This window comes from Desulfogranum aggregans (assembly GCF_055398265.1).
Genome location: NZ_AP042447.1, coordinates 349,039 through 371,881 on the forward strand (window position 1 = coordinate 349,039; position 22,843 = coordinate 371,881).

Annotated in this window: 21 protein-coding genes, 1 tRNA gene and 1 pseudogene; 18 read left to right on the forward strand and 5 right to left on the reverse strand. The window is 50.6% G+C overall.

Annotated features, from left to right (window positions below; translation table 11 throughout):
* Positions 1 to 145 precede the first annotated feature (145 nt).
* Positions 146 to 2,542, reverse strand: a complete 2,397-nt coding sequence (locus ACZ52Z_RS01645) for a sigma 54-interacting transcriptional regulator (RefSeq protein WP_464269023.1) — start codon at positions 2,540 to 2,542, stop codon at positions 146 to 148.
* A gap of 337 nt (positions 2,543 to 2,879) precedes the next feature.
* On the opposite strand from ACZ52Z_RS01645, the gene ACZ52Z_RS01650 reads away from it, so the two are divergent.
* The 5 genes from ACZ52Z_RS01650 (at position 2,880) to ACZ52Z_RS01670 (ending at position 7,135) form a co-directional block, all read left to right on the forward strand.
* On the forward strand, positions 2,880 to 3,635 hold the full coding sequence (locus ACZ52Z_RS01650) for a 4Fe-4S dicluster domain-containing protein (protein ID WP_464269024.1): 756 nt from the start codon (positions 2,880 to 2,882) through the stop codon (positions 3,633 to 3,635).
* Positions 3,636 to 3,654: 19 nt separating this feature from the next.
* Entirely contained in the window at positions 3,655 to 4,359 is a 705-nt protein-coding gene (locus ACZ52Z_RS01655) for a c(7)-type cytochrome triheme domain-containing protein (RefSeq protein ID WP_464269025.1), read from the forward strand.
* An 890-nt stretch (positions 4,360 to 5,249) separates the two neighbouring features.
* Complete coding sequence (locus tag ACZ52Z_RS01660; RefSeq protein WP_464269026.1) at positions 5,250 to 5,483, forward strand: hypothetical protein; 234 nt, start codon at positions 5,250 to 5,252, stop codon at positions 5,481 to 5,483.
* 36 nt (positions 5,484 to 5,519) lie between these two features.
* Positions 5,520 to 6,707: an NrfD/PsrC family molybdoenzyme membrane anchor subunit gene (nrfD, locus tag ACZ52Z_RS01665; protein WP_464269027.1), complete on the forward strand. Its 1,188-nt coding sequence runs from the start codon at positions 5,520 to 5,522 to the stop codon at positions 6,705 to 6,707.
* Between the two features lie 71 nt (positions 6,708 to 6,778).
* Positions 6,779 to 7,135, forward strand: coding sequence for a MerR family transcriptional regulator (locus ACZ52Z_RS01670; protein ID WP_464269028.1), 357 nt, complete (start codon positions 6,779 to 6,781; stop codon positions 7,133 to 7,135).
* A gap of 281 nt (positions 7,136 to 7,416) precedes the next feature.
* On the opposite strand, the gene ACZ52Z_RS01675 is transcribed toward ACZ52Z_RS01670, so the two are convergent.
* The gene (locus tag ACZ52Z_RS01675; RefSeq protein ID WP_464269029.1) at positions 7,417 to 7,815 is read right to left on the reverse strand and encodes a hypothetical protein; all 399 of its coding nucleotides are present in this window, start codon (positions 7,813 to 7,815) and stop codon (positions 7,417 to 7,419) included.
* 343 nt (positions 7,816 to 8,158) lie between these two features.
* On the opposite strand from ACZ52Z_RS01675, the gene ACZ52Z_RS01680 reads away from it, so the two are divergent.
* From ACZ52Z_RS01680 to ACZ52Z_RS01710, 7 genes are all read left to right on the forward strand, one after another.
* Positions 8,159 to 9,934, forward strand: a complete 1,776-nt coding sequence (locus ACZ52Z_RS01680; protein WP_464269030.1) for a pentapeptide repeat-containing protein — start codon at positions 8,159 to 8,161, stop codon at positions 9,932 to 9,934.
* Between the two features lie 120 nt (positions 9,935 to 10,054).
* The gene (gene rpsT, locus ACZ52Z_RS01685; RefSeq protein ID WP_464269031.1) at positions 10,055 to 10,327 is read left to right on the forward strand and encodes a 30S ribosomal protein S20; all 273 of its coding nucleotides are present in this window, start codon (positions 10,055 to 10,057) and stop codon (positions 10,325 to 10,327) included.
* 280 nt (positions 10,328 to 10,607) lie between these two features.
* Positions 10,608 to 12,095: an anthranilate synthase component I gene (trpE, locus tag ACZ52Z_RS01690; RefSeq protein WP_464269032.1), complete on the forward strand. Its 1,488-nt coding sequence runs from the start codon at positions 10,608 to 10,610 to the stop codon at positions 12,093 to 12,095.
* A 2-nt stretch (positions 12,096 to 12,097) separates the two neighbouring features.
* Entirely contained in the window at positions 12,098 to 12,709 is a 612-nt protein-coding gene (locus ACZ52Z_RS01695) for an anthranilate synthase component II (RefSeq protein ID WP_464269033.1), read from the forward strand.
* A gap of 27 nt (positions 12,710 to 12,736) precedes the next feature.
* Positions 12,737 to 13,774, forward strand: coding sequence for an anthranilate phosphoribosyltransferase (trpD, locus tag ACZ52Z_RS01700; protein ID WP_464269034.1), 1,038 nt, complete (start codon positions 12,737 to 12,739; stop codon positions 13,772 to 13,774).
* A gap of 6 nt (positions 13,775 to 13,780) precedes the next feature.
* Positions 13,781 to 14,545 carry an indole-3-glycerol phosphate synthase TrpC gene (trpC, locus tag ACZ52Z_RS01705; protein WP_464269035.1) on the forward strand — a complete coding sequence of 255 codons (765 nt, stop codon included), beginning with the start codon at positions 13,781 to 13,783 and terminating at the stop codon, positions 14,543 to 14,545.
* A complete protein-coding gene (locus tag ACZ52Z_RS01710) occupies positions 14,542 to 15,216 on the forward strand; it encodes a phosphoribosylanthranilate isomerase (RefSeq protein ID WP_464269036.1) in 675 nt (224 codons plus the stop codon). The genes trpC and ACZ52Z_RS01710 overlap by 4 nt, the downstream gene beginning before the upstream one ends.
* On the opposite strand, the gene ACZ52Z_RS01715 is transcribed toward ACZ52Z_RS01710, so the two are convergent.
* Positions 15,199 to 15,990: a septal ring lytic transglycosylase RlpA family protein gene (locus ACZ52Z_RS01715; RefSeq protein WP_464269037.1), complete on the reverse strand. Its 792-nt coding sequence runs from the start codon at positions 15,988 to 15,990 to the stop codon at positions 15,199 to 15,201. The genes ACZ52Z_RS01710 and ACZ52Z_RS01715 overlap by 18 nt on opposite strands.
* Positions 15,991 to 15,992: 2 nt before the next feature.
* A complete protein-coding gene (locus ACZ52Z_RS01720) occupies positions 15,993 to 17,459 on the reverse strand; it encodes a cytochrome c3 family protein (protein ID WP_464269038.1) in 1,467 nt (488 codons plus the stop codon).
* Positions 17,460 to 17,534: 75 nt separating this feature from the next.
* On the opposite strand from ACZ52Z_RS01720, the gene ACZ52Z_RS01725 reads away from it, so the two are divergent.
* A tRNA-Thr gene (locus ACZ52Z_RS01725) sits at positions 17,535 to 17,611 on the forward strand.
* 522 nt (positions 17,612 to 18,133) lie between these two features.
* On the opposite strand, the gene ACZ52Z_RS01730 is transcribed toward ACZ52Z_RS01725, so the two are convergent.
* Entirely contained in the window at positions 18,134 to 18,322 is a 189-nt protein-coding gene (locus ACZ52Z_RS01730) for a twitching motility protein (RefSeq protein WP_464269039.1), read from the reverse strand.
* 244 nt (positions 18,323 to 18,566) lie between these two features.
* Between ACZ52Z_RS01730 and ACZ52Z_RS01735 the strand changes: the two are divergent.
* The 5 genes and pseudogenes from ACZ52Z_RS01735 to ACZ52Z_RS01755 all read left to right on the forward strand — a co-directional run.
* Positions 18,567 to 19,001, forward strand: a pseudogene (locus tag ACZ52Z_RS01735) (ABC transporter ATP-binding protein); the annotation flags it as partial.
* Positions 19,002 to 19,256: 255 nt separating this feature from the next.
* Positions 19,257 to 19,877: a CBS domain-containing protein gene (locus ACZ52Z_RS01740; protein ID WP_464269040.1), complete on the forward strand. Its 621-nt coding sequence runs from the start codon at positions 19,257 to 19,259 to the stop codon at positions 19,875 to 19,877.
* The gene (locus ACZ52Z_RS01745; RefSeq protein WP_464269041.1) at positions 19,874 to 20,410 is read left to right on the forward strand and encodes an HPP family protein; all 537 of its coding nucleotides are present in this window, start codon (positions 19,874 to 19,876) and stop codon (positions 20,408 to 20,410) included. The genes ACZ52Z_RS01740 and ACZ52Z_RS01745 overlap by 4 nt, the downstream gene beginning before the upstream one ends.
* A gap of 34 nt (positions 20,411 to 20,444) precedes the next feature.
* Positions 20,445 to 21,152, forward strand: coding sequence for an iron-sulfur cluster repair di-iron protein (ric, locus tag ACZ52Z_RS01750; protein WP_464269042.1), 708 nt, complete (start codon positions 20,445 to 20,447; stop codon positions 21,150 to 21,152).
* A gap of 216 nt (positions 21,153 to 21,368) precedes the next feature.
* Entirely contained in the window at positions 21,369 to 22,547 is a 1,179-nt protein-coding gene (locus tag ACZ52Z_RS01755) for an FprA family A-type flavoprotein (protein ID WP_464269043.1), read from the forward strand.
* Positions 22,548 to 22,843 lie beyond the last annotated feature (296 nt).

Consider the following 22,843-nt stretch of genomic DNA (forward strand, 5'->3'; position numbering starts at 1 on the left):
TGCAAGACAGTGATAACGTAGTGAAAAACAAGTGATAAAGGGCCATGCCATTGTAGAAGCGGTATGGCCCTCTATTTATTTTTCTTTTGCTGGCGTGCTGGTGTTGCACCGCCTGTCGGGGTGCTTGGGAGTTGGGACATGCGGGTTAGAAGTTCGCCAGTGCTTTGTCTGTAGGACTACGCAGGTTGTATTTTTTGATTTTTCGCCGCAAAGTGTCCTTGGAAATCTTCAGTTCGTCGCAGGTGCGCATTTTTCGCCACTTGTTCCGTTCCAAAGCGATGAGTATGGCCTGTTTTTCAACTTCCTCCAGCGACTGAGCCCCCCGGTTTTCTGTGGCCTGTTCCTGAGTATTGTCCGATGCCGCCCCGTGGGAAAAAGGCTCTGGGAGATGGTTGGCCAGGATGTAGCCTCCTTCACAGAGGATAAACGAATACTCGATGATATTTTCCAACTCGCGGATATTTCCGGGGTAATCATAGCGCATGAGGATGGACAGGGCGCTGCTGTCGATGCCGATGATGTCCTTGCCCTGTTCAGCGCTGTACTTTTTTATAAAATGGTCGATCAGCAATGGGATATCCTCTTTGCGTTCGCGCAGGGGCGGCAGGTTGATTTTTACCACATTGAGTCGGTAGAAGAGGTCGTCGCGAAACGCTCCTTCGTGCACCAGTTGCTGGAGATCCTTGTTGGTCGCGGTAATGATGCGAACATCTGCCTTGATGGGCGTATTGGAACCGAGCGGTTCGTAGACTTTTTCCTGCAGTACTCTGAGGAGTTTTACCTGGACGGCCATGGGAATATCGCCGATCTCGTCAAGAAAAAGGGTTCCCCCCTGGGCAGCGGCAAACCGCCCTTCCTTGTCTTTGCGCGCATCGGTGAAGGCACCGGCTTTGTAGCCGAACAGTTCGGACTCGAGCAGGGTTTCGGGGAGTGCACCGCAATTTACCACGACAAAGGGCTTGTCCTTTCTTGCGCTGGCAGTAAAGAGGGCTCGGGCAATGAGCTCTTTTCCGGTTCCGCTTTCACCGAGGATCAAGACGGTGCTCGGGCTGCGGGCAATGTCCGGCATGATGGAAAAGAGGCGTTGCATGGTCTGGGATTTGGAAATAATTTCGTTAAAGGTGTACTTTTGTTTGAGTTGATTGCGCAGGGCTGTAATCGTGGTCAGGTCGCGAAAGGTTTCCACCCCGCCGATGATGTTGCCCTCGTGGTCGGTAAGCGGGGCGGCACTGATGCTTATGGGGACCTGCTCCCCTGCTTTGTCGACAATGGTGATGGATCGATTGGAGGCTGCCTTGCCTGTGTAGAGGCTTTCGGCAATGGCGCAGTTTTTGCCGCAGATGGAAGAATGGAAAATGTCAGAGCAGGATTTCCCCATGGCATCCTCTCTGTCCCACCCGGTTATTTCCTCTGCTGCACGATTAAAGGAGGTGATTTTCCAGTTCCTGTCAACGGTGAACACGCCGTCGGCCACAGAGTCGAGGATCAGGTTTTCGCGAATGGAAGACGTGTTGTCGCGAAAAGTTTCTATCCCGCCGATAATGTTGCCAAAGTCGTCGAGTAACGGTGACGAACTGATCGTTACCGGAATGGAGTTTCCGGCCTTGCCTTTGATAAATATAGAGCGGTCGATAAAAGAGCTGTTGAGGTCAATGGCTTTTTGCAGCAGGCAGTCGGAACCGCAGACGCTGGAGTGAAAGATGGTGTTGCAGGGTTTGCCGAGCACCTCTTCTTTTGTCCATCCGGTAATATGTTCGGCTGCAGGGTTAAATGAGGTGATAATGCGGTTTTTGTCGATGGTAAAGACACCGTCTGCAACTGAACGCAGCAGAAGATCACTGTACAGTTCCTCCGTGCAGTCATGAAACGTTTGTACGCCGCCAACGACCTTGCCGTCAGCGTCGTAGAGCGGGGATGACCTCAAGGTCAATGGAAAGGCCACACCCTCTTTGTTGGGCATAAAGACCTTATGCACGGCAACGGGTCGCTCCTCGTCGATGGAGCGTTGAATAAGGCAGCTGTTGCCGCAGATCTCCGGGGGAAAGACGATGTTGCATTTTTGGCCAATAACTTCTTCTTTTTTCCAGCCGGTCAGTTTTTCCGCACTGTGGTTGAAGGTCGTTATTTCCAGTTTGCGGTTAACTGCCAGGACCCCCTCTTCCACCGAGTTAAGCAGCAGCTGGTGGTGGGTCGATTCCGTGGCCGGGTGGAGCAGGAGGATAAACCCTGCGCACTTGGCGGCAGGTTCGTTAAGGGAGAGCAGGGTTGCCGGGATGGATTGACGGGCTGTTTTTTCCGCAGGGGCAAGGAGGAGCGCTTGACTTGCCTCGCCCTGTTCCTCTGTTGCCCGGCACACAAGTTGTTCGAGCGTCTCGGGGAGAGCCTCTCCATGCAAAACGTGTGTTATTTCTTTTCCCTTCAGCGTGGCAAGAGGGGTTCCTGTGAACAGTTCAGCTTCCCTGTTGGCGATGGTAATTTTACGGTGTGCATCAAGAACAAAAACAGCCGGACTGTATTGATTTGTTTCTAGGGGGTGTGACATGTTCTTTGGGTTGGTTGCTGAAAGATGTTACCCTCTTCATTGGAGAGACTATTCAGCCCCAATGAAATGCATGGTGGAGAAACTTCATTCTATTCATCATTCTTTTTTCGGTCAACAACCTTGCAGGCCAGCGAGCTGCCAATTTCGAGTCTTTTGACGCGTGCTGTTAACTCTTGTCGGGTGATATGTCCGCTTGCCTTTTTTGTGCTTTCGGGTATATTTGCCGTTTTATGTCAACGTTTCGAGCCTAACCATTCCTTAAACAGTCTGTTTTGAGGCGTTACACAATGTAGTATCTTCGTTTAACGTCTTTTTTTCTTTTTTTTGAGGGCGTGTAATGAACATTAATGAATTGGAAAAAATGGAAAACGAAGGAGTAGAAAATATTTCTTCACTTGAGCGCAGAACCTTTCTTCGTGCCGGCCTGGCTGTCACCGGGCTGTTTATGGGAGGGACCGTTCTCTCGCTTACTTCTGCAGAAAAGGTCCTCGGGGCCGTCAGTGGTAGTGAGTCCATTCCTAAATATCCCTATAGTCCACATTACAGCATGGTCATGCGTCAGAACCTGTGCGTGGACTGCGAACTGTGTATGGAAGCGTGCGTGCGCACCAACCACGTGCCCTCCTATGGATACCGTACCACCATCCTTGAGCGCTACCGAGAAATCGGTCCTTCCAGCAAAGAGCGTATCTTTACGCCCGTTCTCTGCAACCAGTGCAATCGCCCCCCCTGTGTGCGGGTTTGTCCAACCATCGCCACGTATAAGGATAAGACCACCGGCATCATCATGATGGAAAATAAAAAATGTATCGGTTGCAAAACCTGCATGGCTGCCTGTCCGTATAATGCCAGATATTTTAACGAGGAAACTCGGGCAGTGGACAAATGCAATTTCTGCTACGATACCCGTCTCTCCAAGGGAATGAAAGACACTGCCTGCGTTGAGGCCTGTCCAGCTGATGTAAGGGTGTTCGGTGACCTGAGTGATACCACCAGTGAGGTGTATAATCTCGTGCATAAGCCTGGGACCGTTGTTTGGGTTCTTCGGCCGGAGACTGGTGCGCTGCCAAATGTCTTTTATATGAACGCCTAGCGGGCAAAGGAGAGATGCTATGAAGAAGTCTTTGAAATGGGTAACGATAGTTGGGGTGGCCTGCCTTGCCGGAGGAATATATATGGAGAAGGCTGCACGGGCCACTGCAACCGCCGAGTCGCAGCAGCCGACAGCCGAGGAAAAGGTACTTCATGCCTACGGCGACACCTTGGTCGTGGCCCAGGAGTCGGTTGACGGGATGTTCAGTCACTCGTCGCATGTCATAGAGTATGAGTTTTCCTGTGATACCTGTCATCCCGACATGTTTGAAAGAAGGCGCGGCGCAGCCAAGGAAGCCGGTGATTACGGTCACGAGGCGTTTGAAGAGGGGCTCTATTGCGGGGCCTGCCATGATGGGAGTTCGGCCTTTGATACAGTGGAAAAGGAAAACTGTATCAGTTGCCATGGGAGTGATATGGTTGAACCGGAGACCATCATCTTTACTAAACCGGTGAAAGCCGTTATCTTTAACCACACTGAACATACCGAAATGGGCTATGAGTGTTCAAGCTGCCATAATGAGTTGTTTGCGATGCGGGTCGGTGCCGCAGAAGAGCAGCCGGAGAAGTTTACCATGGCTGCCCTGTACGAAGGGAAATACTGTGGTGCCTGTCATAATGGTGAGGACGCCTTTGCCTCAGATACGATGTGTACCACCTGTCATATCGGGGTACAGGGGTTTGAACGGCTGCATGGAGGCGATCAGCCTGCTGAGGCCCATTAAGACCTTTTCGCTTGATGTTTATCGAGACCGTAAAGCCCTTGAGGAAGATTTTTGCTTCCTCAAGGGCTTTTTTTGGGGTGCAGTCCTGCCCACATCTATATTTTACTTCTGGTAGATAACCTGTAAATTGCTCCCTCTCTACAGTATTGCGGTATCCTGACCCCCTTTTACTGTTTTTCTTGCCAATACCCCCCCTGTCCTCCATCATTCCCTCCCTCTGGTGGCCTCCCGTTGGCTGACGTAGTCTTTTCTCGGAATTGACTGCGTCATATTTTTGCTTTTCTTCTGTTGTGACAGCAGGTTGTCCCCTGTGCACTCCCCAGTTTGAGCGCAGGGCTACAGCATCTGCGTCTGGTTTTCCCTCCCTGTCAATGCAATTCAATACGCCTTGTTGCTCACGCTGCCATATTTCCCGTTTTCATTGGGTAAGGCGCAAAACTTGTCCTTTCTCGTCTGTTATTTACTTAACTGTCTGAAAAAGTTAGTTTTTTTTAAGGCTTTTTTGTTTCAGCCTGATGAAGCGAATAAAGCGGCAAACTGAGGATTCAGCTGATATGAAGGAGTCTTGTTTTATTTAACTGCTTGAATAAAGGTGAAAAGTAAAGCGGGATGGTTTCGGTTGGAGTGTGAGTGGATGAGCGGGAGAGGTTTGCGTCTTACTGGTAGGTATTGTGGGCGTATTCTGCGTCTTTGTGGGAGATTATTTGCCTCTGTCTGTTGCCTGTAAACCCTGCAAAGAAAATATTGTAAGTGTATTAAGTGTCATAATATCGAGAGGTTATCCTGTTTTTTCTTCCGAGTGTCAAGTGAGAAGAAAAGAATGGCACGTCCCTTGCGACAGAAAAGGTAAAGATTTGATCCACCAGCAGACAACTTGAACGAGGGTAACGATGAACACGCTCAACAACAGCCAAATAAAAGAGATCGAACATGATGGCGGTCATTTTCTGATCACTTGGCTCAAGGCCCATCGAGGGCAGTTTAGTGAATGGTTCTGGTTTTGTCTTTCTTTTCTGCTTTTTCTCGCTTTGGGACCGTTTTCAGCGATTGTCGCGTTGATCGGTTTGAAGTCCCTGGCCAGTCCAGAGCAGCAACAGAAGATGATAGAACCGGCTCGGTTATAAAGTTTTTCATTTATACTACCTATGAGGAGGTACACAATGGTTAACAGCTTTCCTTTTGCAGCTACTGCAGAACCCGAAGTGGCAAGTCCTTCGGTCAACTACCTTTCCGGAGCATTTGCCCTGTTGCTCTTTGCCGGGATTGCGACCGGTTTATATGGCTTTTATGCCGGTCATGAACATGTCTATAACGTCAGCCGTGAAGTCCCGTGGGGCTTGCTCATCTCGACCTACGCCTTTTTTGCAATTACCTCTACCGGTCTTTGCCTCCTGGCTGCAATCAGCCATGTGTTCGGTGGCAACAAACTTGCCCCTCTGGCAAACCGGATGGTATGGATATCGCTGATCACCATTCTGAGTGCCTTTACCGTTATAGGTATGGAAATTGTCAGCCCCTGGAGGATGCTGCTGTATAACATTATTTCCCCTAATATCACCTCCAACATCTGGTGGATGGGGACCCTGTACGGCATGGCATTGGGTTTCATTCTCCTCGAATTCTGGCTTATCCTCACCAAGCATTATAAGCTGGCCCTGGCATTAGGAATAATGGGTGCACTTGCCGAAGTAGCCGCAAATACCTGCCTTGGCGGTGTATTTTCCACCTTGGCTGCGCGCCCGTTCTGGTATGGAGCGCAATTGCCGGTCTATTTTCTTGCCTGTGCCTTTCTGTCAGGTGCTGCTGCAGCAATCATCTTCACCCACTTTGCCTACGTGATTCGGAGTAAGCGTATGGAAAAGCAAGTATTTGAGGGTGTGCAGGCCGCTGGTAAGGTGCTGCTGCTGATGCTGATCCTGGTCAGTGTTTCCACTTTCTGGAAAATGGCTTCTTTCTACGTAGGCGGCTCCTCTGCCGGGAGAACTGCAGCAGATGCATTGTATACAGGTCCTCTGTCCACTAATTTCTGGATGCTGGAAGTGGGTGTCGGTCTGGTAGCACCGATCCTGATCCTGACCTTTACCCGAATGAAAAGTTTGGCAGCAATGACCGCAGCCGGCCTGATGGCTCTTGTGGGAATGTTTATTGCTCGCCTGGATATGGTAACTGCCGGACAGATTGTACCCCAGCTTGCAGAGTTGAATGTCAATGCACCGCTGTACCTCAATTACACCCCTTCCATTCCTGAGTGGATCGTTGCCATGGCAGGGATTGGGCTGACGGGCATGCTCTTTCTGATGGGTGAGCGGTTTTTCGGTAAGCGCTTTGCCGGTGATGAGAGTCATTGATCGAGCGACACGCGGAACCTGTGGCCGCTGCGCAACAGCAGCGGCCATACCTTCACCTAATGAGGCGTGAAATGATAGACGAGAAAAAAGCAATCTTCACCATCGGCGTTGCGGCACAGATGCTTTCGGTTCACCCTCGCACCTTGAGGATTTATGAGGAAGAAGGGCTGGTGAAACCGATGCGCAAAGGGAAGTGGCGTTACTACACGATGAACGATATCAAATGGATTGAATGCTTGCGCGAGATGATTCATGACCATGGAATTTCCATCGCAGCGGTAAAAAAATTACTCCAGTATACACCCTGCTGGAATATCACCGACTGTCCCTTTGAAAAGCGTAAGCAGTGTACAGCCTTCATGTCCAACGGGCTTATTCCCAAAAAAATCGACAAGCAGAAATCAAGAAAAGTGCAGAACCTGCAGTAACGGTGTATCCTGCAGCTGCTGCGTCATGAGCTCCTGTCAGAAGCTAGGCTTCAGGCAGGAGTTTTTTTTTACCCCTTCCTTGGCCATTGCAGGTCGTGATTCGTGGAGCAAGGTACGGATAACGGGTAACCTGGCCATGCCTTGGACCATTCGATCGTTCAGCCAGGGCAAGACATCAAGGCATGAAAAAAGGTGACTATGCTAAAAAAATGGAGGAATGAGGAATTCTTCCAGATATTCAGGAGTGTTCCCAACCGGGCAGGGGACACCTTCTGGCCGGTTCAGATTTGACGGCGATGAACAAAGGAATAATACCTGAAGTTCGCTGTTCCGTGCGAAATGAGGCCGGAAAAGAAAATGACTCCCAAAATCGGCCAGAAGGGGGGGATCGATGTATGCTGCACCGCACCAAGGATAATCAGCTTGACTAGAATGAGGAATCCCCGGTTCTGGAATATCCATTTTCCATTACTGTAGAGGTCTGCAGCCATCATGAACATGCCGCTTGCAGCAGTGGCAATGTACCAGCTGATGAGATCACTCTGCGGTATATTAAAAAAGAGTCCTCCTGTATACACCGCCATGGTGCAGAGGTGGATACTGCGGAAGATGACGTTGCCCCAGCGTTTACCTGGAAAGGTTCTCGATTCGGATGGAAAGAGAATTTTGGAAAAAGACATTGGCTGCTCTGGTTGAGTTTTGCAAAATGCGCGATTGTGCAGTAAAAGGGGCGAGTCAGGAAGGATATACCCGCAAGGAATCGGCAGCGTCAATACTTTTTGTTTTCTGCCCTTGGAGAAGGTGGTCACGAAATACTTGTTGCTGTATATATTCCGTGGTGTTGGGAATGGTGGACGACTGATTTTTCTGGTTGACTGTTCCCCTCTCCGACATATGCTGTCATGTATTCTTGTACTTGTTTCGATTGCCTGCGTTGCTGGTGGAAGGGGAAAAAGATATTTTCTTTTCGCCGGTCGTATGAGGCCTATCACCTTGTATACTACTAATTTTCTGGTTGCTCCTATGAAAAACGTTTTCTTTTCTTTCTGTTGTTTTGCCGTGGGTCTTGGGGCCGTTGCTCACGGTAACGCAGCTCCTCTTGGTTCGCCGCGGGCACAGGCGCAGGCGAATTTTGAACAGTTAATCCAGACCAAAAGCTGCCCGGGATGCGACCTTGCCGGGGTAAACCTCACCCGGGTTGATTTGAGTGACGCCAATCTTGAAGGCGCCAACCTTGCCGGGGCCAAACTCTTTCTTGCGGATCTCTCCGGGGCCAACTTGCGTGGTGCAAATTTGCAGGGAGCCGCCCTTGGAGGCACGGATCTGGCAAAGGCTGACCTTCGTGGTGCGAACCTGACCGGAGCCGTGCTCGAGGGTGCTTTTTTAGAAACAGCAATCATCGAAGGTGATTTCATCACCAGGTCACCGGTAGAGGAAGAGGGGATTGCAGGTTCCGGGGAAAAGGTACATGTGCCTGCCGGGAATCAAGGGAAGCAGATGCCCTACACCCATGATGTCAGTGTGGGGAAGCGCCAAGATCTTGATGCCCCTCCACCTGAGGTCCTCCCATCAACGGTTGAGCCCGAGGACGAGCAAGCTCCTGAGCCGCAAGAGCAACAGGCTGCAGCTGAAGCTTCGCTCGCGAGCCAAGCAACGGCAGAGGCAGGAGAACCTGTGGAGGGAAAAAAACTGACGCCCATGGCTGATGTGGTTTTACTGGAGACGGCTGACTCGTCAGAGGCAATGGAACCCGAACCCGCGCATGGCAAGCAACTGCCCCAGGTTGAGGAGGTGCAGCTGCTTGAACCCGTGTCCCCGGAAGCAGATGAGCCGGAAGAAATAATGGGTGCCGAGCAAAGTGAGGAGGCCGCTCACGTTGGGGGAGCTGGTCAGGAAATGGTTGCCGTTGCACAGGTAGAAGAAACAACCGAGCAATCAAATGGTGGACCCGAGGAGGCAAGCGACCTGCCTTCGGCGGCAAAGAAAAAGCCTGAACCCACCACCACATCGACACCAGTCGATGAGGGCGGCCAAGAACCTGATCAGGTGGCATCTACAGCGTTTGCAGCAGCGCCAACCGAGTTGGTGCCTGTTGAACGCTCTTCCGCACAACAAAAGACAACACCGCCGGTGGAACAGGCTGTGACTTCGAACATGGTTGAGCAACAGAGGGAAAGTGATCCTGCAGAGGGGCCGCAGGCAGCTTCGGTTGAAGAAATTTCGGCTGCATCCGCAGCACCATCGACACCCCCCGCAAGCCTGCTCCCACAGGATAAGGCTGCTGAATCAGCCCCTCCTGCTGAACAGGGGGCTGAAGCGGTTGTGGACGACGACAGGAAAGACGGCCTGATGTTGGAGGAAAGTCCGGAGAGAGCGGAAGAGGTGCCAGCGGTGCAAGCAGCGGCTGGCGCTCCCCTGTATACGGTGGAGACGCCTGAAGAGGCCGCGAAAAAGCAGCAGCAGGTTATTGACAGGCTCTTTGACAGCGGGCGATGTGTCGGCTGCGATCTCAGTGGGGCAGACCTGGCTGGAAAGAATTTTCAAGAGGCTGATCTTGAGCGGGTTCTATTTCAGGGGAGCAATCTGCAGGAGGCTGATTTTGAGGAAGCCAACCTCAAGGGTACTGATTTTCGCAGAGCCAACCTACAGGGAGCAGATTTTCGGGGGGCGGATCTGTACCGTGCCGACTTTAGCGGAGCAGATCTCACCGGTGCCCGTTTTGAGGATGCCCTGACAGATTCTGCCGACTTTACCGGCGCAATAGGATGGTCACCGGCGTCGGCTGATGAAGAAGAGTAAAGGAAACTGCATCTGCCCGACCATTCTCCTTGACAAACGAAGTGTGTTTCGGTATTAAACACGGTTTAAATTTACTTTTTTCATCTTTGATGCCTACTATAAGGAGTTAGGAGTTTTTCTATGGCCAATCACAAGTCCGCTCTCAAGAGAGACCGTCAGTCAAAAGTTCGTCGTCTTCGCAATCGTATGAACAAATCTGCAATGAAAACCGCTGTTCGCAAGGTGGAGGAGGCTCTTGTTGCCGGATCGGAAGAACAGGCCAAAGAAGCACTCCTGGTAGCTATTCCGGTAATCCAGAAGACTGCAGCCAAGGGAACCATTCATAAAAATACCGCTTCCAGAAAGGTATCCCGTCTCACCAGGCGAGTGAACAAAATGCAGCCGCTGGGGTAAGGTGAAAATCCTTCGTCTCCGTTGCAGTTATTAGAAATAAGAAAAAAGCCATGGAAGCATATTGCTTCCATGGCTTTTTTTTTCTGCAGCCCGGCAGTACCTGACGCCACCTCCGTTGTTGCTGCGCTGTTTGTCTGCTGTCGATCGTTGGCTGTCCCAAAAGGGAAGGGTCGAAGAAGCTCCGGCCCGTTGGTAAGCGGCGGTACGCCGCATCACCCTCAGTTTCCCGATTGTCGCTGTAAGCTCTCTGCTGTTTGAAGCAAGATAAAGATACCCTGCCATGTATTTTCCATCACAAGACGATTTTGAAAAATTGCTGCAACAGGCTGACCTGGTGCCTCTGTCCAAAACCATTGTTGCCGATCTGGATACTCCGCTAACCATTTTTGCCAAGGTCGCCGGCGAAGATGAATATGCCTTTCTTTTCGAATCCATGGAAGGGGGAGAAAAATGGGGCCGTTTCTCGTTTATCGGGATGGATCCATTGGTTGTCTTCACCAGCCGTGGCGACACGGTCAGCTGTGACTATCCCGGATACCCGCAGAAAAACACCCGTCTCTCAGGCGTCAATCCGCTGGATGAAATCCGTCGACTCCTGGATTCTTTTCAGGTAACCGATACCGCGGAAATGCCCAAGTTTTATGGTGGAGCAGTGGGCTTTCTCGGCTATGACATGGTTCGTTTTATAGAGGACATCCCCAACCGACACCAACCGTCATCTCTCCCGGACAGCGCGTTTCAAGTGCCGGGGATGGTGCTGGTACATGATTCGGTACAGCAAACCTTGACCATTGTATGCAACCTGTGGCAGGGGGATGGGCGAAGTGCTGAAGCCCTGTATGCTGAGGGCTGCGAAAGGATTGACCGGATTATTGACCAGATCCGTTCGTCAGTGCCGGCTGAAGTGGTTCAGCAGGTCCAACCGTCGCCCCCCCACACCTTTGTCGCCAACATGGAAGCAGAGACCTTCGGTTCCATGGTTAAGCAGGCCAAGGAATATATCCTTGCCGGAGATATTATTCAGGTTGTTCTCTCGCAGCGCTTTCAGGCCACGTCATCGCTCAACCCCTTTACCCTCTATCGTGCCCTGCGCCATATTAATCCCAGTCCTTATCTTTTTTATTTAAAGAATGGAAAAAACGTTCTTATTGGATCATCTCCAGAGATTCTTGTCCGGTTGGAAAACCAAACGATCGAGTTGCGCCCCATTGCAGGCACCCGAAAACGCGGACAAACTCGCGACGAGGATCAGGCGCTGGAAAAAGAGTTGCTTGCAGATCCTAAGGAACGGGCTGAGCACTTGATGCTGGTAGACCTGGGACGCAACGATGTGGGCAGGGTTGCAGAATATGGGACCGTTACCGTCCAGGACCTGCTGGTTATCGAGCGGTACAGTCATGTGATGCATATTGTATCCGGTGTCCATGGAAAACTGGCCGCCGGGAAAGATCAGTTTGATGTGCTGGAAGCCTGCTTTCCCGCCGGAACCGTGAGTGGCGCACCGAAAATACGGGCAATGGAAATCATTGATGAGCTGGAAGTGGAAAACAGGGGGCCATATGCCGGCGCTGTCGGCTATTTCGGCTTTTCTGGTAATATGGACTTTTGCATTACTATTCGTACGTTTGTGTTTGAGGAAAATACCCTGTGGATTCAAGCCGGGGCCGGCATTGTCGCCGACTCTGATCCTGAGAAGGAATATGAAGAGACCATTAACAAGTCCATGGGGCTGCGCAGAGCGGTAGAGTTGGCTGAAAAGGGGTTTTAGCAGTGATTGTCATCATAGATAACTACGATTCATTTACCTATAATATCGTTCAGACGTTAACCACCGCCCCGCCAGGTGCGCCTGCGTCATGGCAGGTCCCTGAGATTCACGTGTTTCGCAATGATAAAATATCGGTTGCGGAGATCGTGGAGCTGCAGCCGGAGCGGCTGCTGATATCGCCCGGACCGAAAACTCCAAGCGAGGCCGGGATTTCTATAGAAGCGATCCATGCGTTCAGTGGAAAGGTGCCCATTCTCGGCGTGTGTCTCGGGCATCAATCCATAGGCGAGGCTTTCGGCGGTCGGGTGGTAAGGGCAGGGCGCCTGATGCACGGAAAAACCAGCCCGGTCCACCATGATCAGCGGGGGGTCTTTACCGGCCTGGCCAACCCCTTTGAAGCGATGCGCTATCATTCCCTGATTGTAGAAGAGCAGTCGTTGCCTGCCTGTCTGATGGCCACTGCGCATTCTGATCAGGGGGAATTGATGGGGGTGCGGCACCGCGATCTGCCCATTGAAGGGGTACAGTTTCATCCTGAATCGATTATGACTGGCGAGGGGGTGCAATTACTCCATACCTTCCTTCGACCGGATTACGAGCAGTTGTTGCAATAGTGTTATGGAGTGGATAACGGGAAAAGTATGATTAAAGAGGCAATCAGTAAAATCGTTGGGCATGACGACCTTTCCGAGCAGGAGATGGTCGAGGTTATGCAGGAGATAATGAGCGGTGAGGCTACCGAAGCCCAGATCGGTTCCTTTATTACTGCCCTGCGGATGAAAGGCGAGACCATTGATGAAATTGTCGGCGCGGTCAAGGTCATGCGGGAAAAGGCCACCTTTGTCGATACCGGAGTTGATACGGCATCTGGCGAACTGCTCATGGATATCGTGGGAACTGGAGGCGATGGTTCCGGCAGTTTCAATGTCTCCACCACCACCAGCTTTGTGGTTGCCGCAGCCGGCATACCTGTCGCCAAACACGGCAACCGGGCGGTTTCTTCAACCTGTGGGAGCGCTGACGTGCTCGAAGCGCTCGGGGTCAACCTGTCCTTGCCGCCGGAGGCCGTTGGTCGCTGCGTGCGCACCGTGGGTATTGGTTTTCTTTTCGCACCGCTGCTGCACGGGGCCATGAAATACGCCATCGGTCCACGGCGGGAAATCGGCATTCGCACCATTTTCAATGTACTGGGCCCGTTGACCAACCCCGCAGGAGCCAATGTGCAGCTCACCGGTGTTTTTGCCAGGGAGTTGACCACCGTTCTTGCCGAGGTCCTGGTCAGGCTGGGCATGAAACGGACCCTGGTGGTATGGGGAGAAGGCAATCTGGATGAAATTACCATCAGCGGCACTTCCCATATAGCCGACGGCAGGGATGGTCACGTCTCCAGCATGACCATTGCACCTGAAGATTTTGGATTGCAGCGAGCGCCTATGGATGCGGTTAAAGGCGGTCGGACCGCGGAGGAATCGGCAGAGATGGTCAGGGAAGTCCTGCAGGGAACCGCGGGGGCAAAACTCGATATGGTCCTTCTCAATGCCGGAGCTGCATTGCTTGCGGCAGGGCAGGTGGAAGAAATGCAACAGGGGATTGTCATGGCACGTGAACTCATCGCATCCGGTGCCGCCCTGAGGAAACTTGACCAATTGGTTGCCTATAATGACCAAGCAGACCAATAGCAGCACATGATACTTGACACCATAGTAGAGCGAAAAAAGGAAGAGGTTGCGGAACTCTGGCAAAGAGGGGTGATGTCGCGGCCTGCGGAGATTGACCCACCCAGAGGATTTGTTTCCGCCATCACCGCGGCACCTGGCGTGGCCATCATTGCCGAGGCCAAGAAGGCGTCTCCCTCCAAGGGGGTTATCCAGCCGGATTTCGATCCCGTTGCCATTGCCACCCATTACAAGGCCAACGGGGCTGCAGCCATTTCAGTGCTCACTGATGTTGACTTTTTTCAGGGTGCCCTGGCGTATATCCCCTTGGTCCGTAAAGTCGTCGATCTGCCGGTGCTGCGAAAAGATTTCATCATTGATCCGCTCCAGATCAAGGAAGCGCACATGGTCGGGGCTGATGCCATCCTGCTTATCGCTGCGATACTGGATGCCGAACAATTACGCGAGTATAGGCAGATAGCTGAAGGCTATGACATGGATGTGCTGGTCGAGGTCCATGATGAGCAGGAACTGGAATCTGCGCTCAATGCGGAAAGCACTTTAATCGGCATCAACAATAGAAATCTCAATGATTTTACAGTCAGCCTGGAGACGACCTTCAGGCTGCTGCAGATGATTCCCGAGGGCATACCGGTGGTCAGTGAATCAGGCATCACCACGGTTGAGGATATTCAGCGACTACGGGAGCACCGAGTTGCCGCAGCCCTGGTCGGTGAGAGCCTCATGCGAAACGGTACCGCAGGGAGCCTGTTGAAGGAGTTCGTTGGCCAATGATACGACAACAGCGAATCAGGATAAAGATCTGCGGCAACACCAGGCATGATGATGCGACCACAGCAGTTCAGGCAGGGGTTGATGCACTGGGCTTTATCTTTTTTGAGAATAGTCCTCGCCATATCGATCCGGAAGAGGCCAAATTCATTATCGAGCAGCTGCCGCCGTTTGTTGATATTGTCGGCGTATTTGTCGATAAAAAACGCAAAGAGGTGGAAGAGATTATTGATTACTGCCGCCTGGACTATGTACAGCTGCATGGCAAGGAATCACCAAAATACTGTGAGCGATTAACCAGGATGGCGGCTCCCTGTCAGGTTATCAAGGCATTGCGGGTTGGGCCGCAACTGACGGCAGAACAGATCGATCCATATAAACCCCACGTAAAGGGGTTTTTACTCGATACCTATGAAAAAGGGACGGTCGGGGGAACCGGCAAAAAATTTGACTGGTCAACTATCGATGAACTCTACCTGCAAAAGCCATTTCTGTTGGCTGGCGGCCTCGGGGTGGAGAATATCATGGACGCACTGGAGCACGTCTGTCCGTATGGAGTTGATGCCAATTCCGGCCTGGAAAAAGAGCCGGGGGTAAAAGATCACGGGTTGATCAGGGCCTTTGTCAAGAAAGTGCGTGAGTATGAAAATAGGGTGCTAGCGAGCGAGGATTAACGCGTTCGGATACCCGTTTTGTTCCAGGTAGTGTTCGTAGGTTTTCACCTTGGCCATGGACGTGCCCCCAAAGACCAGTACCCGGTAGAGTTGCATGCCTGCAGCCGGGTACTGTTGAATGACAACATCCCTTCCCTTTGCGGCAAATTTCTTCGCCAGGTTCCTGGCATTCTCCAGCTTGATAAACGCCCCCACCTGCACATAGAAGTTGCCCTGCTCAAAGGGGTTGACCGCCGGTGCCTCTATCTTTTTTTGTTTTTTCGGTGGAGCAGCGGTGGGCTGCTTCTCCTCCAGGGCGACGATTTCTACCCGTGCGGTGCCGTTGTTGATCATGCCCAGGGATTTGGCCCCATTGTAGGTCAGGTCAATGATTCTGTTTTTCACAAAAGGGCCGCGATCATTGACCCGAACAACGATGTTTTTGTTGTTTTCCAGATTAGTTACCAGCAGCATGGTTCCCATGGGGAGCGTTTTGTGGGCCGCGGTATCGCCGTACATGTTGTAGGTCTCTCCATTGGCTGTTTTTCGGCCATGGAATTTTTTTCCATACCAGGAGGCAACTCCCTTTTCCCGGTATCCTTTGGCACTGGGAATAGGGTAGTAGCGATGCCTGCCGATAACATAGGGGCGTTGAGTGGGTTTGCTGTATTTTTTGGTGTCTTTCCGTCGAGAGGGTGCGTAGTCGGGGGTAGACGCACTGCAGCCAAAAAAAAGCAGAGCCAGCAGCATGCAGAGCAAAGAGAAAACCGGGAGAGGAAAGGCTGATAAACGCATGGCTAGGGGGTTTGTTCCGGCAACAGGTGGCGAAATCGCTCGCGATAATAGGCACCGGCTTTTCCTGTGGTATGAGGGGTATAGGGAAGCATGCCTTGCTTATTGCCGGTGGCATTATCAAACAACACCTCTTCATCTTCATCGACCATGGAGAGGCGAAGGTCAAGCACCGGGCGAAATATTTTAATAATACCGTCATCATCCCTTTGCACAGGAGCGGTTTCCCATCGTCGCTGGGTGAATCCCTTGTACCAGACACCGGGGCGAAGAACTCCACTGATTCCGTCAGCCATCACCGGCAGGAGCTCGTCTTCGTCGCTGTAGAGATTGTGTTCCAACAGGTATTCGACCGCGTAGCTCCCCTGCACGGTCAAGCGTTCCCACATGTCATAGTCATCGTATGCCGAGAGCATGAGGTGAGTGGTCATGTCGTTGAAAAACCATTGTGCATGACAGACCTGGCAGTCAACACGCTGGCCAAAGGCCTGATGGGCCGGATGGAGGAGTTTGGGGACCGGGTGCAGCGTGCCGTCGGCTTTCCCCGTCAGGACAAGGGTTGCTTCCTGCTCTTTCACCTGCAGTTGCGCAGGCAGGGGGGTGCCGGGCTGCCACTGATGGCAGGTAGCGCAGGAGAGGGGTGGGGTAGTTTTCTCCTGGTGCCCGGTTGCCGGATGACAGTCTCTGCAGAGCAGGCCCTTTTGCTGGTGAATATCAGGGGCGAGGTTAAGCTGTTCTACCCCGTATGGGCGAAGGTATGGTGCCCGCGTCGCGTAGGGTGTCCTGTATTCCCAATTGAAATCATTGGCAAATTTGCCATGATAGTCACTGCCTACATAGTTAGAATTATGGCAGCTGAGGCATGGTCGGTCATCAGGTTTGCTGAACTGGTGCGAGACAAGGCGCGTCTCCTGGTATTGGAGGTGGCAAGCAGCACACCCTGTTCCATGATATACATAGGGGTACGGGTCTCCAGGACTGTAGACATGGCACCTGAGGCAGCGCCTGCGCAGCATGTCGTCGGCAAGCTCGGCTTTGGTGGTGATGTTGTCGGTAACGGGAATCTGGGTAAGGGATGTCAACTCCTGGGAACTGCCAAAGTGACGGCGAACCAGGTTTATCTTATTATGCAGCGTGAAGTGGACGCTGACCTGTGCATTGTCTACATGTTCGCTGTGGCAGCTGCCGCATGCCTTTTCCATGGAGGCAGGGTGGGCAGGCTGGGCAACTAAACCCTGGTGTGCCTGCTCCTGGCTGCTGACTGTGTCGTTGCCTTGATGACAGCTGGTGCAGGCAAATGCATGGTTGGTGTCCGGCATCATTTCGACGTGGCAGCCACGACAGCCTGGAAGGCGCTGGCCGCTGGCAGAAGGCACTTCAGCAGGTGCAGAAGGCACTTGCGACTGGTCTTCCGCATCACACCCGGCCAGCAACAGAAGAAAGAGACAGAGACAGGCAAAATAGCTTTTCATAAGCTTGACACCTTACCACAAAACTGCTACATCAATAAACCTCAAATTTCCCATGTTCTATGCACGATTATGGGAGCCGATATAGCTCAGTTTGGTAGAGCGGCTGATTCGTAATCAGTAGGTCACCGGTTCAAGTCCGGTTATCGGCTCCATGATTTCAAGCACTTAGCCAGTATCTGGCTAAGTGCTTTTTTGTATGTTGAACAACTGTAAGTGCATTGTAAGCATGTTCGATCAACGTCCTTATGGCTTGCACCCTCCACAGGGGTTATACCCTGCCGCAAGCGCCCCATCCCTGCTATCAAATCCCACTGTACAGTTTTTGCAATTGAAGTGCTTGCATGATTTCTTGTTGAACCATTTGCTCATGATATGGGCAGGGTAGATTGCTCCCCTGTGGGTTTTGATCAGTGCGTCTGTCAGCCACGCACAAGGGCGTTGGTAGCCCTTTCTGCCCTGTCCTCGTGCGGGGGGCTTTCCCTTCTCCGGCGAATCAATGCCGTAGAGGCGAATTTTGAACTTCTCGGTTCCTTTTTAAACGGTGATTGTGTCACCATCTGCAACGCCGACAACCTTCCCTGTCCAAGCAAACGCAGCAGTGCAGAGGGCAAGGAGAAAGATCACTGCAGGTCTGCAGGGTGAACCTTGTTGCCGTAAATTGCATAGCTTCCTGTTTACTGCCATACGGAGTTCAACAACTCCCCCTGAAAAGTCTCATCTCTCAGTATCTTCATTGCGATTGCCTTGCAAATCTCTGCAGGTGCTCCAATGTCATCAGGGGAACCAACATCAACGGAAAAATCCCCTTCTTCGTCTATCGTCAACACAAGCGCGGCTTGGTTATGTTCAAGTTTCAAATCCACAAAAAATATCCCTGCCCTGTTGAAAAGAAATTCATTAACCTACAACAAAGAATATCACTTTCAATCATCCAATGTAAAGGTGCTGGCTGATTGAGTGACGATAGAGCGCACAAAGTTGACGGGTTAAGCGGGGAGGATATGCATGGCAAGGTAGATAGCTGGTTTTTTTCATCTGTTTTTCTTTCTCTACCGAACTCTTGCAGGCAAGTTCTGCACGGCCAAAACCTTTTTTCTTGATAGTAACTATCTGGTTCCCTTTCTTGATGTAACCGATAATGGCGCCTTGCTGCCGATGCTGGCCGGCGTATCAAACAGCGAATCGAGGAATCGGGCAATGAAGTTGCTGCAATCACTCGATGTGGAGTCGCGGGCGAAAGCTATGCCGTCACAACTTTCCGGCGGAGAGCAGCAACGGGTAGCTATTGCCAGGGGATTGGTCAATCGACCACCAGTGATTCTTGCTGATGAACCCACTGCACCACTTGACAGCCAACGGGCCTTAGCAGTGATTCGCTTGCTCAACGATATGGCGTGCCGATTCGAAACTGCCATAATTGTTGTTACTCATGACGAAAAAATCATTCCGACCTTTTAACGAATTTATCCTATCCGAGATGGGGTGACTCACGAGGAAGCGGGCGAAGGGCGAGACTTTGTGCAGCAAGCTATAACGAACTGAAAATATATACTAAATACGCATACACTTACACATATATGACCTCAGTTGTAGTGCTTGGCCATCGACATACGATAACAACTGTATGGAAGAGGAAGGGGACAGATAAATAGCAATTATATGACGTAGGTCAATTACCGAGTGCGAGATATTTGTTTTAATTCTGTGGCGCGATACCATTTGTACAAGTAAGGGCAAAAGAAGATATTTTTTTTGGGATATGGGATTGTCCTGGTAGCACAACGTAAGGAAAAATATATGAAAAAGACATCTGATGAAACATTAAATCCTGTGGGTATTTCCGAGCAGGATGTATTTGAGGCGATGAAACGCATCCCCGGCTATATAGATATCACCCCCGGCGACTTTAAAGAAATATACCAGACAGCCTATTCTCTGGCGATTACCAGACTCTTCAATAGCCTGACTGCAGCAAATATCATGAGTAAACCGGTGTTATTCGTGGAGCAGGAGATGGCTCTTGTCGAAGCTGCCCATCTGCTTGCCGAACAACAAATTTCAGGCGGACCAGTTGTTGACCATGATGGTCGGGTGGTCGGCGTTATCTCCGAAAAAGATTTCCTTAAAGAGATGGGCTTGGGCACAACCCCTTCTTTTATGCAGATAGCCACGCATTGTTTGGACAGCAAGAGCTGTATGATCGGCAGATTACGTAACCGGAATGTCGGCGACATCATGACCAAACCACCGATAACCGCTGACCCGGAGATGACCATCGGCGCCATTTCCTCTCTTTTTGCCGAACGGCAGATCAACCGTTTGCCGATTATTGATGGTGATGGACGACCGGTTGGGATCGTTACCCGCACCGATCTGGCACATTCTTTTCACAATTTACGAGAGAGGCCAACAGCATGAACTATCTGCAAAAGATGAAAGGCGGCGGACAACGTCCTCCACGAGTTGGTCTGAATGAAGTCCTTTGGTCCTGGATCGGCAGTTTTACAGGCCTGGCTGCCATTTCTCTCATCCATTATAAAATACTCGACCAAACAGGATTGATGCTGGTTATAGGCTCTTTTGGTGCATCGGCAGTGCTCATTTACGGCGCTATTCGCAGCCCTTTGGCCCAACCGAGGAATCTTCTTGGAGGCCACATTCTTTCTGCGTGTATCGGGGTTACAGCCTTCCAGCTGCTGGGTGATCACCCCTGGCTGGCAGCGGCCGTTGCCGTTTCTACTGCAATAGCAGTGATGCACCTAACCGGAACGCTCCATCCCCCGGGAGGTGCCACCGCTCTGATCGCGGTAATCGGTGGTGAAAGTGTTCACAATCTCGGCTGCCTCTATGTGTTGATGCCGACGGCCTTAGGAGCAATTGTTATGCTTATTATCGCCCTGGTTATCAACAATATTCCAAAAAACAGGAAATACCCTGAATTTTGGTATTAGTGTTGCGTAAAATATTCCCCTTGGAGGCAATACAATGAACGAAGCAAATAAAACTGTCGGCGAGATCGTCGCTGAAGACTACCGGACTGCAAAGGTATTTGAGGAGCATGGAGTCGACTTCTGCTGTGGTGGAAACACCGAACTCCGCATTATCTGCAAAGAAAAAGAGATCGATATTGCTTTGCTCACCCAAGAACTCGAAGCGGTAAAGAAGGAACCAGTTGAGCGCAGCCACGACTTTTCCTCATGGGAGTTATCATATCTTGCTGATTATATTGTAAATGTCCATCATGGTTATCTCAAAGATAACATGGACAAAATAAATGAATATACAGGGAAAATCGCCGATGTACATGGCTCCAACCATCCGGAGGTGGTTAAGATCGATGTACTTTTCAGCAAGATTGCCCTTAATTTAAAGGCTCATCTTAGAGAAGAGGAAGAAACATTTTTTCCGGCTCTCAAACGAGTTGACGTAAATAAAAAAGCAGGCACAAGGCCTTCTGCAGGGGATGTTGAAATAATGCAAGAATCATTGAAAACCCTGATGGCAGAGCATGAAGAAATCGGTGATGCCGTCCATGATATCCACCGGCTTGCCAAGGGATATACGATACCGGATGATGCCTGTAATACTTTTGCTCTTACTTATCGACAACTTAAGGAGTTCGAGGAGGATCTCCATAAGCATGTGCATCTTGAGAATAACATTCTCTTTCCAAAAGCGGTGCAACTTAAATAGTAAGTAACAAAAAGAGAAATTTTCCAATCGGTTATGGATATGAGGAAGCAGTGTGCGAAATTTCCTGAAGAAAATTTTCATATTCTGGCGAATGTTGTTTATGAGTACCTTGACTAGAACATACTCATTACCGAAGATCACTCATCGCAGTGATTATGGTGCTTCTGTAATCATAGTGTGAAAAAATAATTTTATTGCCACCTATGGAGGTGCAAAATGATTCCACGAAAAATTAAAAAGAATATTTACTGGATGGGCTCGGTAGACTGGGACAGTCGTCTTTTTGATTCGCTTATCCCGCTTCCCGATGGCACAAGCTATAATGCATATTTAATAGAAGGTAGCGAAAAGACTGTCTTAGTGGATACAGATGAACCCCATATGGCCAAAGAATTTATGGCACAGCTAGGCAGTGTTTCTAAGATAGATTACATCGTTTCGCAGCATGCAGAACAGGATCATTCTGGAATCATTATGCAGGTTCTTGATAAATATCCTGAAGCAAAGCTTGTCTGTACGCCCAAGGCAAAAGGAATGCTCATCGATCTTTTACAGATACCTGATGATTTTTTTGTCACTGTCGAAGATGGAGAAAAGCTTTCTCTGGGCGATAAAACGCTGCAGTTTATCCATACGCCATGGGTTCACTGGCCGGAGACCATGGTGACCTATCTTGAGGAAGACAAGATCCTGTTTAGTTGTGATTTTTTCGGTTCCCATATTGCGACAAGTGATCTTTTTGTCACAGACGAAGGACGGGTCTACGAGGCAGCTAAACGCTATTTTGCTGAGATCATGATGCCATTTAGGAAGGTGATTACAAAAAATCTGGAAAAACTTGCAGCCTACGACATCGAAATGATTGCCCCCGGTCATGGCCAGATATTTTCACGTCCGGAATTCATCATCGATGCCTATAATGACTGGACTCTGGGAACTCCTCAAAATACGGTGGTATTACCCCACGTATCTATGCACCACAGCACCCAACAGATGGTCGACCATTTGGTTAGCGCTCTGGTGGCTAGAGGTGTACGGGTCGAACCGTTTAATCTTGCTGTAACCGATATAGGGAAACTGGCCATGGCCCTGGTTGATGCGGCAACCATTGTTGTCGCCACACCGACTGTTCTGGCAGGACCACATCCATATGCAGCCTATGCCACATTTTTAGCCAACGCCCTGCGACCAAATGCAAAATTTCTGTCTATTATCGGGTCCTACGGGTGGGGAGGAAAGACCGTGGATATGCTTGCTCAGATGATTCCCAATCTTAAGGTCGAAATTATTGATCCTGTTCTCTGTAAAGGGGTACCGAGAGAGGAAACCTTTGACGCCCTGAATACTATGGCGGATACTATTGCAGAAAAACACAAAGAAAACGGCTTCGCGTAACGCCTGCAAAGGCGCAAACAAGTTTGCTTGATAGCACCTAGGAATGGACACGGATGTTGTTTACGGCAACGTCGTTGTAAGAAAAAAATGTTCACTCAAGATGGAGGGAAAACATGTTTTGTTTTCCATGTCAGGAAGCGGCTAACATATCGATTGTACAATAAAAGCTGCTTGGCTCAAACAAAAACTGTCTCCGAAAAAGCCGGGGTGATTCAGTGTTTCCTAGGCACCTGAAATGCCCGGTAATGTCACATTTCCCTCAATCGAGCCTGATTTTAATTGAGAAGTAGTATCCG

Excerpts from the sequence above, each read along its gene's own strand:
- ACZ52Z_RS01670 (WP_464269028.1), top strand. The coding sequence starts at position 6,779 with ATGATAGACGAGAAAAAAGCAATCTTCACCATCGGCGTTGCGGCACAG.
- nrfD (WP_464269027.1), top strand. The coding sequence starts at position 5,520 with ATGGTTAACAGCTTTCCTTTTGCAGCTACTGCAGAACCCGAAGTGGCA.
- ACZ52Z_RS01675 (WP_464269029.1), bottom strand. The coding sequence starts at position 7,815 with ATGTCTTTTTCCAAAATTCTCTTTCCATCCGAATCGAGAACCTTTCCA.
- trpE (WP_464269032.1), top strand. The coding sequence starts at position 10,608 with ATGTATTTTCCATCACAAGACGATTTTGAAAAATTGCTGCAACAGGCT.
- ACZ52Z_RS01655 (WP_464269025.1), top strand. The coding sequence starts at position 3,655 with ATGAAGAAGTCTTTGAAATGGGTAACGATAGTTGGGGTGGCCTGCCTT.
- ric (WP_464269042.1), top strand. The coding sequence starts at position 20,445 with ATGAACGAAGCAAATAAAACTGTCGGCGAGATCGTCGCTGAAGACTAC.
- ACZ52Z_RS01755 (WP_464269043.1), top strand. The coding sequence starts at position 21,369 with ATGATTCCACGAAAAATTAAAAAGAATATTTACTGGATGGGCTCGGTA.
- ACZ52Z_RS01715 (WP_464269037.1), bottom strand. The coding sequence starts at position 15,990 with ATGCGTTTATCAGCCTTTCCTCTCCCGGTTTTCTCTTTGCTCTGCATG.
- trpC (WP_464269035.1), top strand. The coding sequence starts at position 13,781 with ATGATACTTGACACCATAGTAGAGCGAAAAAAGGAAGAGGTTGCGGAA.
- ACZ52Z_RS01660 (WP_464269026.1), top strand. The coding sequence starts at position 5,250 with ATGAACACGCTCAACAACAGCCAAATAAAAGAGATCGAACATGATGGC.
- ACZ52Z_RS01745 (WP_464269041.1), top strand. The coding sequence starts at position 19,874 with ATGAACTATCTGCAAAAGATGAAAGGCGGCGGACAACGTCCTCCACGA.
- ACZ52Z_RS01650 (WP_464269024.1), top strand. The coding sequence starts at position 2,880 with ATGAACATTAATGAATTGGAAAAAATGGAAAACGAAGGAGTAGAAAAT.
- ACZ52Z_RS01720 (WP_464269038.1), bottom strand. The coding sequence starts at position 17,459 with ATGAAAAGCTATTTTGCCTGTCTCTGTCTCTTTCTTCTGTTGCTGGCC.
- ACZ52Z_RS01710 (WP_464269036.1), top strand. The coding sequence starts at position 14,542 with ATGATACGACAACAGCGAATCAGGATAAAGATCTGCGGCAACACCAGG.
- ACZ52Z_RS01645 (WP_464269023.1), bottom strand. The coding sequence starts at position 2,542 with ATGTCACACCCCCTAGAAACAAATCAATACAGTCCGGCTGTTTTTGTT.
- trpD (WP_464269034.1), top strand. The coding sequence starts at position 12,737 with ATGATTAAAGAGGCAATCAGTAAAATCGTTGGGCATGACGACCTTTCC.
- rpsT (WP_464269031.1), top strand. The coding sequence starts at position 10,055 with ATGGCCAATCACAAGTCCGCTCTCAAGAGAGACCGTCAGTCAAAAGTT.
- ACZ52Z_RS01680 (WP_464269030.1), top strand. The coding sequence starts at position 8,159 with ATGAAAAACGTTTTCTTTTCTTTCTGTTGTTTTGCCGTGGGTCTTGGG.
- ACZ52Z_RS01740 (WP_464269040.1), top strand. The coding sequence starts at position 19,257 with ATGAAAAAGACATCTGATGAAACATTAAATCCTGTGGGTATTTCCGAG.